Origin of the sequence: Sphingobacterium sp. MYb382 (genome assembly GCF_037572665.1) — a bacterium.
In the GTDB taxonomy this organism is placed as follows: Bacteria; Bacteroidota; Bacteroidia; order Sphingobacteriales; family Sphingobacteriaceae; genus Sphingobacterium.
The window spans coordinates 1-14,939 of sequence record NZ_JBBGZT010000016.1 but is presented as its reverse complement, the minus strand read 5'-3'; the positions used below and the strand labels follow the sequence as shown (position 1 = coordinate 14,939).

Below are 14,939 nucleotides of genomic sequence, written 5' to 3'. Positions count from 1 at the left end.
GATGATGCCATAGCGCGAGTTTGGTTAACGCACCTTCTTTACTCTTGCATTTATTAAAGATATCGCCCAATGCTAGCGCTAAATCATACGCTTTCTTAAGTCTTGGAAAATGTAAGAAAAGAAGCTCTGCACGGTGCTTCTGGCTCTCAGACCACCGAGAAGTGTGTTTAAATAGCAAATATCTTGATCTCGCTAATAATTGCTTAAGCGTATCTCCGTTAGCTAATATCTCTGCAGTGTAGTGATTCCCCTCTTTACGCGCCTTGATAATCTTTCGACTTTCATCATCTAAGACCGCCCAACGATATTTAATGCGCAGTTCCTGAACAGCATCATAGGCTAATTTCTGGACATGGAATCTATCTATTACTCGTTTAGCATTACTAAAACATCTGCGAACAGCTTTAGCCATATTAGGAGCCATATCCATCGTGACTTCCTTTACTTTATTTCTTAATCTAAGTGGTATACGCTCTAAAACATGAATAATATCTTCAGCCTTAGTTCCTTTTATGGTAGCCAAGATAGTACCTTTTCTTCCTTTAGCAGCTTTACTACTTACAATCGTATAGAGTTCACCGTTACTGAAGCTCGTTTCGTCAATACTTAACTTTTATGTTGTGTTCTCCGGGAAAACAGTCCAGTATTCTGCATGAGACTTTTGATTCCAATCATGAAAGTCACTAAGATGGTTTTTATAGTGCTCCTGGAGCTGTTTTCCATCTAACTGGAAGAAAAGACCTAATAGATGAGCACTAATGGGATAATTATCCAAATATCCCCTTTAAAAAAAGCCCGAACTCTGTAGTCATTCGAGCCCCTTCACGCACCAAGTTCCAATCTCTAGTAATGATTTTCCCATCAGCTAGAACTGTCCAACGTCGGCGTTTAATATGAAGTGTAACTTTCTGAGTGCGAATAGGAAAATCCTTAATTTCAGCGGATGGCATAAAACCTTTTGATTCTAATTTAGCATTTTCATAACCTGAAGGGGCTATGTTCTTTTCATCGAGATAAATATGAAGTTCGTTGTCTTTTGAGACAACATCCATGATATCAAAATATTCTAATAGCCCTTCGGGCATCAATAAAGTCAGAACTTTACGTTCGGCGTCTTGCAAAGTATATCTATTTAAAACGCTAAACTAACAATAATTAAATTTACCCCCCAAGAATTCCGTATGATCCGAAAGATTGGGCTTTTTTTGTGCTTTTATTTTTGGAAATACATAATTATGGTGGAGTTGATTACCCTTAGAAAAATGATAAATAAAGCGCATTAAAAGCACTATTTATAAAAAAGAGAGAGCTTTTAATGCATATGAGTAAAGTTTTAATTATGGCGAATTCGCCATAATTAAAACCTGGATTACGGGTAATTTGAAAGATGAATATTCCCAGAGAAACGGGTGTGATTATTAGCTTGTGGATAGCAAAAGACAGCTACACCATAAGAATCACCATAGCTATTCCACTGAATTTGGATGAAAATTTTTAATTCAAATTTTTATATTCATTAGGTGTTACTCCCGTTTTCTGTTTGAAAAGTCGCGTAAAATGTTGCGGATATTTAAAGCCTAGCTCATAAGCTATCTCACTAATCGATTTATCTATATCAAAAATTCGTTCTTTAGCGACATTGATTACTTTAGCCTGAATATATTCCTGAGCAGATACGCCTGTTTCTTTTTTAATAAGATCACCAAAATAATTGGTAGACAGATTAAGCTCTTCAGCACACCACGATACCGATGGCAGTCCTATCGTTCGTGGCTTATTTGACACAAAATAGTTATTAAGCAGTTCCTCAAAGCGCTCCAAAATCCCTTTATTCACATTATCTCGTGTAATAAACTGACGATCGTAAAAACGGGTACAATAGTTCAAAAACAGCTCAATATTCGATACGATCAACTGCTTGCTATGTTTATCAATCGCATGCTGTAATTCATACTCAATTTTAACAAAGCAGTCTTCAACAATTTTGCGTTCTTGTTCAGACAAATGCAGCGCCTCATTGACCCCATAGGAGAAAAAATGATAGTCACCTATATTTTTTCCAAGTGCTGTACCGACTATCAAATCGGGCTGAAAGACCAAAGCAACACCTTGAGGCTGATAATAATCATCTTTACTTTCTCCAATCACTTGATTAGGTGCTAAAAATATCAATGTACCTCCTTCATAGTCATAATTACTTAATCCATACCGCAAATCCCCACAATAAATTTGCTTCAAGAAGACAGTATAGAAACCATAACGTAGACGCTTAAGCTTCCTTGGTTCAGCTTTATCTAAACGAACAATACTAACCAATGGATGTAGTGTTTCATTATTATTAAAATCGTTATATTCTTTTATACTATTGAAATAAAGTATATCTTCCATTACCTTGATTTTTAATTATTACTAAACGAAATTATAAAATCATTTACCTCATCTTGTCATTACCTAGCTAAATCAGTGATTTTGGTAGGTAATACAGTAATTGGTATAAGCCGTAAGTTAATAATTACCGGCAACTTTGTAAAACCACAGCGACAAATACAAATAACTTTAAAAATTGTAGCGCAATTATAGACAGCATAAAAAAAATGAAACAACAAAAACAACAGTTTATGAGTATATTAAATAGAAAACCTATCGTACTAATAATTGTAACCATCCTTGGCTTGTTCTCTACAGTAAATGCCCAACAGGCCTTAACAAAGGGCCAATCCTTAAGTGCAAAAGAACAAAGTATTATCGATATTTCAGCACTAACAGCAAAAGGCGATTTAGAAAAGTTAAAAACAGCATTGCGAAGAGGACTTGAAGCTAATTTAACTATAAATGAAATAAAAGAAGTCTTAGTACATCTGTATGCATATTGTGGATTTCCACGCAGCATCAGAGGCTTACAAACCTTCATGGAGGTTCTAGAAGAGCGCAAGGCTGAGGGTATCACAGACAGCATAGGTAATAACATCTCTCCTATCACACAAACAACGCCTAAATATCAACGCGGTAAAAATATCTTGGAAGTACTAACGCAAACGCCACAATCCGATACCCTCACGGGCTACGCAGCATTTGCTCCTACCATAGATACTTTCCTGAAAGAACATCTATTTGCCGATATTTTTGAGAGGGATATATTAACCTATACCGAGCGGGAATTGGTTACGATTTCAGTAATAGCCAGCATTGGCCAAGCGGAACCGATGTTGCGCTCACACTTAACCATTTGCTTACGGATAGGCTTAACGCCAGAACAATTACAACAATTCATAAGTCTTATTCAATCAAATCTAGGAAAAAATGAAGCTGATTCCGCGCAGATAGTTTTGGATGAGGTACTAGCAACCTATAAAAATAAATAGATGATGAGAAAGATTCCACTATTAATGATAACAATTGCTACTTCGGCTTGTACAAATACAGAAAACACACAGGCACAAACACCGACAAATCCTTTGATTATAGAGCAGCAAGGTAGTTTCGCCGTAGGTGGAACAAAGTTTTACGAACAGGGGAAATTTAATCTAGCAACCCCACTAAAATCAGAAGGACAATCTTTTCATGGTGACCATGCTTATGTTTTCTATCAAATACCAGCGAAAGCACATAAGTATCCTTTAGTCTTTTTGCACGGCGCAGGACAGTCTAAAAAAACATGGGAAACAACTCCCGATGGACGAGAAGGCTTTCAAAACATTTTTTTAAGACGTGGGTACGGCGTTTATTTGCTTGACCAACCGAGACGTGGTGATGCGGGAAGAAGTACTGTAGCGGAAACTATCAATCCTATTCCTGATGAACAGTTTTGGTTTACACAATTTAGAATTGGTAATTATCCAGATTACTTCCCTAACGTCCAATTCCCAAAAGACGAGGCTTCTTTAGCCCAGTTTTTTCGTCAGATGACACCAAATACAGGTGCTTTTAATACCAATGTTATCTCCGATGCTGTTTCGCAATTGTTTACTAAGATTGGTGATGGTATTTTGATAACGCATTCACAAGGCGGTGGCCCTGGCTGGTTCACCGCAATAAAAAATAATAAGGTTAAGGCCGTCGTAGCATATGAACCCTACAGCAGCTTTGTATTCCCATCTGGAGAACTGCCCGAAGCTATACCGTCTACAGGCCTTTTCGGTCCTCTAAGCGGTGTAGAGATCCCTTTGGCAGACTTTGAAAAACTAACGAAGATACCTATTGTCATTTACTATGGCGACAATATAGCATTGGTACCTACGGAAGTATGGAACAAAGACCATTGGCGGTCGGGCTTAGAAATGGCGAGGTTATGGGCACAAACCATTAACAAGCATGGTGGCGACGCCACTGTAGTACACCTGCCCGAGTTAGGTATTAATGGGAACACACATTTTCCTTTTTCCGATTTAAACAATCAAGAAGTGGCCGATTTGTTGCAAATGTGGCTGCACGAAAAAGGCTTGGATTTAACGAAGTAAAGTTTATTTAAACAACTGTAATTTATAAAACTGAAACAATGAAAAATATAACATCAATAATTGCTGTTGCCATGACAACTATAGCAACAGATACGGTTCAGGCACAATATCATCAAAAAGCACAACAAAATCCTTATAGCCTAGTCTATGACGGTGCAATCACATCAAATATCAAAGGTGAAGTAAACATACATCCTGTTAGCTACAAACTTAATGGCATCGATATCGCGGCTAATGTATATACACCTGCAAATTATGATGCTTCACGCAAGTATCCAGCAATAGTAGTTGCACATCCAAACGGGGGTGTTAAGGAACAAACGGCTGGATTATATGGACAGCGGTTAGCCGAGGCAGGATACATTACACTGGTAGCCGATGCTAGTTGCCAAGGCGGTAGCGGCGGAGAACCCCGCCACACGGACAAACCACAATACCGAACAGAAGACATTAAAGGCATGGCTGATTTTATAACCCACTATCCTGGCGTAGATTCCGATCGCCTAGGTGCTTTGGGTATATGTGGTGGTGGTGGTTATACACTGAAGGCAGCACAAAGCGATAAGCGCCTTAAAGCAGTAGCGACCTTAAGTATGTTCAACTCGGGAGAAGTAAGACGCAATGGCTTTCAGAATGCGCAAGTAAACACTGTCGAGGAGCGCCTACAACAAGCCACGAAGGCTAGAGCGCAAGAAGTCGCTGGTGGAAAGATAATTTATGCTGGTGTTGCCAGTATAGCGGATGAGGAAATTGAAAAAACATCGACCGACCTTTACCGTGAAGGACTCATGTATTATTACAGAACTCATGCGCACCCAAATTCGACGTTCCTCTACACGATGAGTAGTTTAATGGATTTGATGACTTGGGATGCTACGGACCAGATTGAATTACTAAATCAACCGCTTTTGATGATTGCAGGAAGTAAAGCCGATAGCAAATATATGACGGATGAGGCCTTTCGTAAAGCAACAAATGCGAAAAAGAAAGAGCTATTTTTACTTGATGGGGCCACGCATATTGAGACATACTGGAAACCTGAATATGTAAAATCTGCTGTAGCAAAACTTGTAAACTTCTATCAAGAAAATCTTTAAAAAAAATATCATGAAGCATAAGCTAAGACATATAATACCCTTTGGAATTATCTTTTTTATAGCATGTAATAACCATCAAAATATGGAGAATACAAAACAATCTACGACTCCTTCATTTCCAAAAGGTGAAAAAGTGATTAATGATAATTTCACAGGAACAGTTTGGCTTAATTATTTGGCACAAACGGATAGTGTACATAATGTAAATATAGGTTCTGTGACATTCGAGGCTGGAGCAAGAACAAATTGGCACTACCATAAAGGTGGGCAGATATTACTCGTAACAGAAGGAAAAGGCTTGTATCAAGAAAAAGGGAAACCTGTAGAGATTATAAATCAAGGTGATGTCGTAAAATGCCCGCCCAACATAGCGCACTGGCATGGAGCAACACCAAATGAGTCGATGACACATATCGCCATCGGAACAAACACCAATATTGGTGGAGCAGTATGGCTTCAACCAGTTAGCGATGAAGAATATAAAATCCCAAATGAAACAAAAAATAAAATAGATTAAACAACTACACAGAAAGACTCGTTATTCGCCTATCAAGCGAACCTCCTTCAGTCTTTGCTAATAAAGTCAAAAGCTCAATCGCATGATTGAGCTTTTTCAAGTATTTATATCAGTTCTTTTCAATGAGTAATCATCGAAAGTCTTATCGGGTAGATAGTGGAAATTCAACTCAGCAGAATGTTTTAACTGGCGACAAGTTCCATTTTCTAAGAGTAATAGCTTTGTCGCTATATCTAAAAGATATCGATAGTTATGGTCTGTAATAATAAAACCCTTTTTACTTTTAAATTTAAGTATCAAATCAGAAATAATAACGATATAGTTAGGCTCAATTCCTGTAAATGGCTCATCTAACAATAAAAAATAAGTAGGCTGAGTAATCAATATACATAATTCCAAATATCTCAATTCTCCCCCTGACAGTTGATAAATCTTTCTATCGATTAATGTTTTTATCCTTACATCGATAAGTAATTCAGTTCTTGCATAAGAAGGAACTAAACGTTTAATCAATTTTAGCACTTTTAAATTTGTCGGAAGAAATGAATCTTGAGGCAGGTAACCAATTTTGTTGGTAATATAAGCTTTTTCATACTTCTTCCCGTCAAGGAGAAGGTAACTATGATTAGCTTTTAAAGATCCGAATATAAGTTGCATTAGTGTTGATTTACCACAACCATTGCGGCCAAACAAGGCTATTATATCGCCCGTTAGGCATTCTAAATAAGCACCCTTAATGATTGCTTGCTTATTTTTATACCCAAACTCAAGAGAATCGACATATAATTTATGATGTTCCATAAAAAGCTATTAGTAGGTAAATTATTAAGATAATCAGGCAATTTATTACAGTGCAAAAAAAATATAAACTACGATAAGATATCCCCATATTGAAATACAAATATTTAGTTTTTTTCTCAAAAAAAAGGTTTATCAAAAGCGTAATCCCATACCCCAAAATCATAAAAAAAAAGAAAAAGCATCAAGAAATGGAAATTTTGTATATGCGATAACATCGCCTGCTAGAAAAGCAAAAAGAAATGATAGGGAAAAATTTATTAGAAAAATCCGCTTATAGAAAAAAAAGTAAAGTTTAATCCTCATTCATCGCTTATTAATAAAATAGAGCACTTTTTGGGATAGCTTCCATATTAGCTAAAGAAATCCTAACGCGTAAAATCACCGCAATTTCTTTACCCAATAACTTGTCAATAATGATTTTATCTGTGTTATGGCAACCTTGTTGAGCTCAATTAAACGCCTGCTCTGCGGCATCTTCTTACTAATAAGCAGAGCATTAATACTCTCCATATTACTTAATACAACCAATTGCTCAATCGTCGCAGCATCCCTAATATTGCTTCGACTATTGGCATTATGGAGCTTCCATTCTTTGGCAGTTTTACCAAAGAGAGCCACATTCAACAAATCAGCCTCATTAGCATAAACAAACGATGCTTGCCTCTTTGTGATTTCTTTGGGCATCAAGTTTTCTTTAATGGCATCAGTATGAATACGGTAATTAACCTTGGACAGAGTACGCTGTAGATTCCACTCTAGTTTCAGACGATTATTCTCCTCATTTTTGAGTCGTTGAAATTCTTTAATCAAATAAATCTTAAATTGAGGACTAATCCACATGCCAAATTCAAAAGCAATATCAGGATGAGCGAAGGTGCCACCATATCGTCCAGCAGTGGCTTTCAAGCCAATAGCGCTAGTTTTATCGACCCATTCTTTAATGCTAAGCTTGTAACTATTAAGTCCTGCTTGACTTTTAATTATGGCGAATTCGCCATAATTAAAACTTGGATTATAGACCGTTTCCCAAATACCTAAGTACTCCACAGTATTCCTATTTCGTAGCCAATCAGATATAAAAAAGTCACCATCTTTAACCTTTAGCATATCCGTCAACGAAATGTACTCCTGCCCTTTATCGAAAATAACGGTAATTTCATTTCCCTCCACCTGTATTTTCTTACTCTTTGTCATAATCGGTTAGTTTTAGTTGAATCCCAATTGATTATTTTAGAATAGACCTTCAAAAGCGCATCGTTATTTTCTTTACGACCATGTGTGTTTACGCAATAAGAATCCAAAACAAGACGTGAAATAAAAAAGGACGTATGCGTGCTTTGTAGAAGAAATTAAAAGGTATATCACATATAATGGTTTCTAGGCCTAGCATATCTACCCAACGGTAAATACCCAACATATAATCATATCCAAGATAAACCTATTCAAAAACTCGGAATACCATTAAAAGCCAAACAACTATACAAATAAGACATATTAAAAGTCCGAACGAAGCCTTCAGGCACTGCCCAGCAAGACAATAAAAAATCTACTTAAAAAACTAGAATTAATAGCGTACATACTTGTCAGCAATTCCAAAATTATTGGAGAAATAAATCTCAAGAAATATAACAGTAGCGTAGTTCCCAATCCTTACAAAAAGCATCTTAAAACCCATTTAAAGACACTATTAATTAAAGAAAAGAGGGAATTATAGAATGGTAGTAAAGTTTTAATTATGGCGAATTCGCCATAATTAAAACTTGGATTATAGATAATATGGAGAATGAATACTCCGTAAAAAACAGTTGTTATAATTAGTATTGGGATATCCAAATACAGGTACAACAGATGGATTACCAGGGCAGTGTTCCCTGCTTAGTACTATAAAATGTTCCCGTTGGGCCATCTTTATCGAGCAATGCCATACGTATCGCTTGAGCAGCTCCCTCTTCCACCGTTTCGGTTCCCATAAAACCATTTAAGCTCGTTTTTATATAGCCTGGAGCTACAGCATTTACTTTGATACCTTCGGGTTCAAGCTCGATAGCCATAGCTAGCGTTAGCACATTAAGCGCACTCTTGGAAGCCGCATAGCCCGGGCCAAAATATACCCGTTGTGGATAGTTAGGATTGGCATTTAATATTAGCGAACCAACACCGCTTGATAGAAGGTATAACCGGCAGTCTGTATAAAAGAAAGCCGCCAGTCTATAACACCTGAGACTGGCGGTCTTTACTTATAATGAATCAATTGCGTTGACTGGACGTACTTGTTTAAAAGCTGTAAAATCAGCTAAGGTATACGCAGGGCAGGCGCCCTCTTGCGATGTAATGTAAGCACCTAAGGCTACCGCCTGATGCATAATGTCTTGCACAAAAGCACCTTTCTCTAAGCGTTTTGATAAAAATCCCGCCAAGAAAGAATCGCCGCTACCTACGGTATCTTTAACCTCTACTTTTACCGTTGGGTATAGGTAAAAATCATCACCATGCGCATACAATGCGCCTTTACTTCCTTTAGAGACGATAATCTCACGCATACCAAAGGTGTCTTGTAAGAAGCGTATGCTATCACGCTCATCGATATAATCTTTACCCAAGAAATCAAGCATCATCCGTAACTCGGCTTTATTAAATTTGGCCAGCTGCGTTTTGTGCAAGAGCTCTTTAATCAAATGTACATCATAGTGCGGTGGTCTCAAATTTATATCAAACACATTATAGCTACTCGCTTCAACGAGTTCAAATAAGGTGTTTCTAGATTTTTCGTATCGAGCAGCCAAAGTCCCAAAAACAAAAGCATCGGCATCCTTCAGTGCTTCTACATCACTAGGTATTACATCGATATAATCCCACGCCACCTGCTCTACAATAGCATAATGAGCTTCATTATGTTCATCGATAGTTGCAATAACCGTACTTGTTGGATGCTCCTTATTTACCTGCACACCGGCAGTACTGACGCCGCCTTCTTTGATCTGAACAAGCAACTCCTCCCCTAAGGTATCAGCACCTACGCTCGAAATCATACGAGCATCAACGCCCATTTTTGAAAGATGATAGGCAACATTAAAAGGTGCCCCTCCCATCCTTCTTTGCTCGCCTGGAAAGATATCCCATAATACCTCACCAAAGCAGGCTATCTTAATTTTATTATTTTCCATTTTTAATACGTAAAAAAACTCAAATACACCATCATCCTTAAATATACTGTATTTACACCTAAATTATAGGTTTACTATGCCCTCTATTCTCCCTTATTATCTTTTTTTACTACAACACATCTTTAGCACGTATGCGGGAGCCAAACAAAGCATAGCTAAGCATTAGTAACTCACACACAACCGTCAATACCCACGTCCATCGCCACGAGCCTAAGGCATCAGCCAATCCGCCTTGCACTAGCGTAAACACAGCACCACCAAAAACAGCTGATATAAAGACACCCGAAGCCTTTGAAGTATACTGTTTAAGGCCTTTAATCGATAACGAAAAGATACAGCTCCACATGGTAGAATGTAGCAAGCCGATAGCGACCAAAAACCATAAATTTTGCGTAACCATAGCTACGATAGCGAGTATAGTCGCTAAGATTGTTGTTGCAATTAACTGTACGCGTGCCGATATATTGCTAAAGAAACTAGATACAAAACGACCAACCAAGAAACCGCCCCAATATAAGGTTGAAAGCAAAGCATGAATACCCAAATCCATTCCTCCGACAATGATATCCGTCTTCCCAAAGAAGGTAATCGGATGTCCCGAATCCATCAATTCAAATGCATGCAGATTTATATTTGCGCCAATAGCAACCTCAGTACCTACGTAAAAGAAAATAGCCAGTACGCCGAGTACAAAATGACGAAAAGACCAAATGCTTCGTTCCAGTTTCTCTGTTGCAGAGCTCCGTGTATGTGCGATATCTGGAAGATCCAACCGCTTAGTAATAAGCGTTACCAGCGCCACACAGGCTATAAGTGCAATAATCGGCACGAACAACTGCTTCACGGCGATATTCTCGATAGAGATACCGCTAAACATTACGATAGTCACAAAGAATGGTGCCGACGTCGTACCAATAGAATTTACCGCCGTAGTGATATTCAAGCGCTGCACAGGCTGTGTACCCGGCAGATCGTAGGACGCTACATAAGGATTAACAACCACCTGGATTACCGCTGCCGAGGTTCCCATTAAGAAGGAACCTAAAACGAAAACAATAAATCCATAGGGCACCACTGCAGTACCAAAATGTAAAACATATTCAGGATAATGCGTACCTATCCAAGAGGAAAGCAAGTACATAATTAAACCCGACATCATAAATAATAGACCACGAAAAATAGTATTCTTGTAGCCGTAGGCATTTACCCACCTACTTGCCAAAGTACCATTTACCAAATAGCCTAGAAAGAAAAAGAAAGACACCAACGTGGTTAGCGTATTTTTCAAATTGCCCGCTTCCGTCAGAAAAGTAAATTTTAACGGAGCCTGCAATTGCTCATTTATAGTCGTCAGAAAACCTACAATAAAATAGATAAAAGTGACGATAGCAAAAGGCAAAATGCTTTTGCGCAAATTCGTTCCCATAGTACGTATAACTTAAAGTAAAACCAACAACAAATTAAGCTACAATACGTTGTAAAACAACCTTCAATCCTTCATCTTTAATCGAAGTAGCAAATTGCTTAAAATGAGTAACGAAAGGAATTGACGAAGCCAAATCAACGCTTTTGAAAGCTGAGAAGCTTAAGAAATCCAATGGTTCTTCACTATAAATTAACTCCGCATCAGCCGCAGTTAACCAAGGCTCCGCGATTTCATAGGCCACTCCTTTATCATCCGTAGGATATTTCAAATAATGTCTATAGGCCGCAAACAAGAAAGCTACCCGTGTGGTATCTTGCTGGTGCTGGATAATTTTAGCCAAATTAGGCATGATATAAACAGGAAATTTAGAGATGCCATCAAAACATAGGCGACTGACCTGATCACTCACGCTACGATTAGCAAAGCGCTCAAGGAGCGTCTGCTTGTAATCGACAAGGTCTATCCCTGCTGGTGCTGGAACATGTGGTGTGCTATCTATATCCATAAAGTCTTTGATAAGACTAACGATAGCAGAATCTTCCATTGCTTCGTCTACTTTGCGGTACCCCGCAATAAAGGAAGGATAAGAAAGTAACACATGCGATGCGTTGAGCAGACTCAACTTCATGTTTTCATAGCTTGCAACATCGTCCGTAAAAGTTACACCAACATTTTCCCAAGCAGGCCTTCCAGCAACGAACTTATCTTCAATAACCCACTGCACAAAATCTTCACAATAAACCGGCGCTTGGTCTTGTACACCACTGCGTTGATTTAAACGGACGATATCATCTGCCGTTGTTGCAGGCGTAATACGGTCAACCATGCTGTTTGGAAACGTAACTTCTGCAGCAAGCCAGCTTGCCAAATCGGAATCTTGAGCCTCAATAAAAGCACTGAAAGCACGTTTAGCGGTATCGCCATTATGTTGTAAGTTGTCGCAAGATAGAATCGTCAATCCACCATAACCTAATGCACGACGACGACGTAAGCCTTCAGCAACAAATCCGAATACAGTTTTCGGCTGTTCTCGATTTTGAATATCAGCTTGGATTTTATCATCCGTCAGGATAAAAGCATTAGTCGCTTTATCCAGGTTATAGCCACCTTCCGTAATCGTGAGGCTGATAATCTTAATCGCTGGATTAGCAATTTTGTCTAATAGCGCTTCTGTATCTTCTTGCGCCCATAAAAGCTCCTTCAATGCACCTATTTGCTTGATTTCGTCCTTACCATCACGACCGCAAATAGTCAAGGTATAGTCTAAACCCTGCGCCCGTAAATTGTGAACAATGCGTTCATCAGATGGCAACAAACAGGCGCCACATATCCCCCACGCTTGTTGGTCGGCTTGCCCCAGTAAAAGGTCTGTATAAAATGCTTGGTGTGCACGGTGAAAATTCCCCACACCGAAATGTAAAATGCCCGCTTGAATACTCTCGCGTAAATAACTATAGGTTTGTACTATCATAATACCCTCTCCTTATGTTCAATTAAATGCAATTGGTTGACCAAACATATAGAAATGACCTTATTGTTAAGAAATGATTATCAAGAAAATGACCGTGGGGACGCGCCCAAAATTTTGGGCACGTTCCCAACTAATATGGATTTTTAAGTAACTTAGTTTTAACGATAAAACCTGTGTATAGCTAAGGTCGTAGATTAAACAAAAAATAGACATCTTTGGTTTTTAGAATAGCAAAATAATGAAACGGATTACCATCAAAGATTTAGCGAAGCATCTACTCCTCTCCACTTCTACCGTCTCGAGGGCTTTGGTAAATGATAAGCATATCCATCCCGAAACAAAGGAAAAAGTATTGGATGCGGCCAAGAAACTCGGCTATAAGCCAAATGCTACAGCGATAAATCTTCGCTATGGTCAATCCAAAAGTATAGGTTTCGTCGTGCCCGAGATGACGACCCCATTCTCGGCTCGTGTACTCGAAGGCATACAGCATATTTTAGATCCTTTGGGCTATCGTGTTCTTATCTTGCAATCCGATGAAAATCCTGCCGTAGAGGAAAAAAATTTAAATTTACTGGAGGAATTCAACGTAGATGGTATTATCATTAACACGAGTCACGATACGCAAAACACAAATCTCTACAAAGAGATAATGCAACGTGGCACGCCTATCGTGTTCTTTGACCGCATTCCAGATATCACATTGGATGTATCTAAAGTAGTAGTTAACGACCAGATAAAGGCTTCCTTGATGGTGGAACACCTCATAGACAAAGGCCGCAAGCGCATCGCTCATATCATGGGGCCCTCCTCGATTAGAAATGCGAAAGAGCGTGCGCAAGGTTACCAGCAAATTATGCAGAAACACCAGCTCTTTGACCCTGCATTAATTAGCAAAACCAAGGGTATGTCTTTTGATGATGGGAAAATTGCGGTGCAACAGCTAATGGATAAAGGTATTTTATTTGATGGCATTTTCGCCTTTAGCGATACCTTAGCCATTGGCGCTTTAAATTACCTACACGAACTTGGTGTTGCTATCCCTGAGCAAGTGGCTATAGCAAGCTTCTCGGGAACGACCTTGGACACCATCGTCCATCCACAACTAAGCAGTGTTGAACCACCCTTATTCCAGATGGGTGAAGCTGCCGCAACCCTTATCTTGGAAAAAATTAAAGATCCTTCAGCGACAAGCCAAACTATTGTGCTCAACGCCGAACTGAGCTACCGTGCTTCCACTTTAGGCGGACACAAAGCTTAAGCTTTCATTTTAAACAAGTTAATTCCATTGAAAAAACAACTACGATAGAAACTTCATTTGTTCTAAAAATATTTTTTCAAAAACTGTATTAAAATACGCTGTAAAGCTTTGTCTTTATAAAAAATTGCCTTATGTTTGCAACATAATAATACGGAGAGATGCCTGAGTGGCCGAAAGGAACAGTTTGCTAAACTGTCGTACTGGAAACGGTACCGTGGGTTCGAATCCCACTTTCTCCGCAGAATTATAGAAGCTCAATCGAAAGATTGGGCTTTTTTTTGTGCATTGACTTTTGGGATGAGAACCCGGATCATACGGAATTCTTGGGGGGCATCTTTTTTTAAGCATACAATTTCATTACGCGGTATAAGAAGAACTTCGTGTCTCTAACACCTCTGAATATTGCTCTGAAAGCTTTCAGCTTAGCATTAAAAGACTCCGCGGCAGCATTTGTACTCCTATTATCAAAGTAATGAAGGATATTTGGGTGATGTGCAGCAATAGACCTTGCTACACTTTCAAAAGATTCTATCCCTGCATTCTCGGCTTGATGATGCCATAGCGCGAGTTTGGTTAACGCACCTTCTTTACTCTTCATAGTATGAATGCTATGCGCCCATGCTAGCGCTAAATCATACGCTTTCATTACGCGGTATAAGAAGAACTTCGTGTCTCTAACACCTCTGAATATTGCTCTGAAAGCTTTCAGCTTAGCATTAAAAGACTCCGCGGCAGCATTTGTACT

General features: G+C 38.8%; 16 protein-coding genes and 1 tRNA gene. 6 read left to right on the top strand and 11 right to left on the bottom strand.

Going from position 1 to position 14,939, the window contains the following annotated elements; genetic code table 11:
• The 4 genes from WH223_RS07945 to WH223_RS07930 form a co-directional block, all read right to left on the bottom strand.
• A partial coding sequence (locus WH223_RS07945) for an ISAon1 family transposase (protein WP_340047023.1) occupies positions 1 to 565 on the bottom strand: 565 nt, incomplete at its 3' end.
• Positions 566 to 613: 48 nt separating this feature from the next.
• Positions 614 to 775: a hypothetical protein gene (locus WH223_RS07940; RefSeq protein ID WP_340047021.1), complete on the bottom strand. Its 162-nt coding sequence runs from the start codon at positions 773 to 775 to the stop codon at positions 614 to 616.
• Complete coding sequence (locus WH223_RS07935) at positions 768 to 1,121, bottom strand: ISAon1 family transposase N-terminal region protein (protein WP_340047020.1); 354 nt, start codon at positions 1,119 to 1,121, stop codon at positions 768 to 770. Before WH223_RS07935 ends, WH223_RS07940 begins: the two co-directional genes overlap by 8 nt.
• 373 nt (positions 1,122 to 1,494) lie before the next feature.
• Positions 1,495 to 2,388, bottom strand: a complete 894-nt coding sequence (locus WH223_RS07930) for a helix-turn-helix domain-containing protein (protein WP_340047019.1) — start codon at positions 2,386 to 2,388, stop codon at positions 1,495 to 1,497.
• A gap of 206 nt (positions 2,389 to 2,594) precedes the next feature.
• On the opposite strand from WH223_RS07930, the gene WH223_RS07925 reads away from it, so the two are divergent.
• The 4 genes from WH223_RS07925 to WH223_RS07910 all read left to right on the top strand — a co-directional run bounded on the left by WH223_RS07925 (position 2,595) and on the right by WH223_RS07910 (position 6,071).
• Positions 2,595 to 3,362 (top strand): carboxymuconolactone decarboxylase family protein, encoded by a 768-nt coding sequence (locus WH223_RS07925; RefSeq protein ID WP_340047018.1) that lies wholly within the window; start codon positions 2,595 to 2,597, stop codon positions 3,360 to 3,362.
• On the top strand, positions 3,363 to 4,457 hold the full coding sequence (locus tag WH223_RS07920; protein ID WP_340047017.1) for an alpha/beta hydrolase: 1,095 nt from the start codon (positions 3,363 to 3,365) through the stop codon (positions 4,455 to 4,457).
• Positions 4,458 to 4,495: 38 nt separating this feature from the next.
• Positions 4,496 to 5,554, top strand: a complete 1,059-nt coding sequence (locus WH223_RS07915) for an alpha/beta hydrolase (RefSeq protein WP_340047016.1) — start codon at positions 4,496 to 4,498, stop codon at positions 5,552 to 5,554.
• 82 nt (positions 5,555 to 5,636) lie between these two features.
• Positions 5,637 to 6,071, top strand: a complete 435-nt coding sequence (locus WH223_RS07910; RefSeq protein WP_340047015.1) for a (R)-mandelonitrile lyase — start codon at positions 5,637 to 5,639, stop codon at positions 6,069 to 6,071.
• 96 nt (positions 6,072 to 6,167) lie between these two features.
• Here the strand turns inward: WH223_RS07910 and WH223_RS07905 are convergent, their stop codons facing one another.
• From WH223_RS07905 to WH223_RS07880, 6 genes are all read right to left on the bottom strand, one after another.
• Positions 6,168 to 6,872, bottom strand: a complete 705-nt coding sequence (locus tag WH223_RS07905; RefSeq protein ID WP_340047014.1) for an ATP-binding cassette domain-containing protein — start codon at positions 6,870 to 6,872, stop codon at positions 6,168 to 6,170.
• Between the two features lie 378 nt (positions 6,873 to 7,250).
• Entirely contained in the window at positions 7,251 to 8,066 is an 816-nt protein-coding gene (locus WH223_RS07900; protein ID WP_340047013.1) for a KilA-N domain-containing protein, read from the bottom strand.
• Between the two features lie 659 nt (positions 8,067 to 8,725).
• A complete protein-coding gene (locus tag WH223_RS07895; RefSeq protein WP_340047022.1) occupies positions 8,726 to 9,016 on the bottom strand; it encodes an SDR family NAD(P)-dependent oxidoreductase in 291 nt (96 codons plus the stop codon).
• 93 nt (positions 9,017 to 9,109) lie between these two features.
• Positions 9,110 to 10,036 (bottom strand): carbohydrate kinase family protein, encoded by a 927-nt coding sequence (locus tag WH223_RS07890; protein ID WP_340047012.1) that lies wholly within the window; start codon positions 10,034 to 10,036, stop codon positions 9,110 to 9,112.
• A gap of 109 nt (positions 10,037 to 10,145) precedes the next feature.
• Entirely contained in the window at positions 10,146 to 11,462 is a 1,317-nt protein-coding gene (locus WH223_RS07885) for an MFS transporter (protein WP_340047011.1), read from the bottom strand.
• A 34-nt stretch (positions 11,463 to 11,496) separates the two neighbouring features.
• The gene (locus tag WH223_RS07880) at positions 11,497 to 12,933 is read right to left on the bottom strand and encodes a mannitol dehydrogenase family protein (RefSeq protein ID WP_340047010.1); all 1,437 of its coding nucleotides are present in this window, start codon (positions 12,931 to 12,933) and stop codon (positions 11,497 to 11,499) included.
• A gap of 238 nt (positions 12,934 to 13,171) precedes the next feature.
• On the opposite strand from WH223_RS07880, the gene WH223_RS07875 reads away from it, so the two are divergent.
• Both WH223_RS07875 and WH223_RS07870 read left to right on the top strand, forming a co-directional pair.
• Positions 13,172 to 14,194: a LacI family DNA-binding transcriptional regulator gene (locus WH223_RS07875; protein ID WP_340047008.1), complete on the top strand. Its 1,023-nt coding sequence runs from the start codon at positions 13,172 to 13,174 to the stop codon at positions 14,192 to 14,194.
• A gap of 152 nt (positions 14,195 to 14,346) precedes the next feature.
• A tRNA-Ser gene (locus tag WH223_RS07870) sits at positions 14,347 to 14,433 on the top strand.
• 101 nt (positions 14,434 to 14,534) lie between these two features.
• Here WH223_RS07870 and WH223_RS07865 read toward each other — a convergent pair.
• On the bottom strand, positions 14,535 to 14,939 hold a 405-nt coding region (locus tag WH223_RS07865; protein WP_340047006.1), incomplete at its 5' end, for a transposase.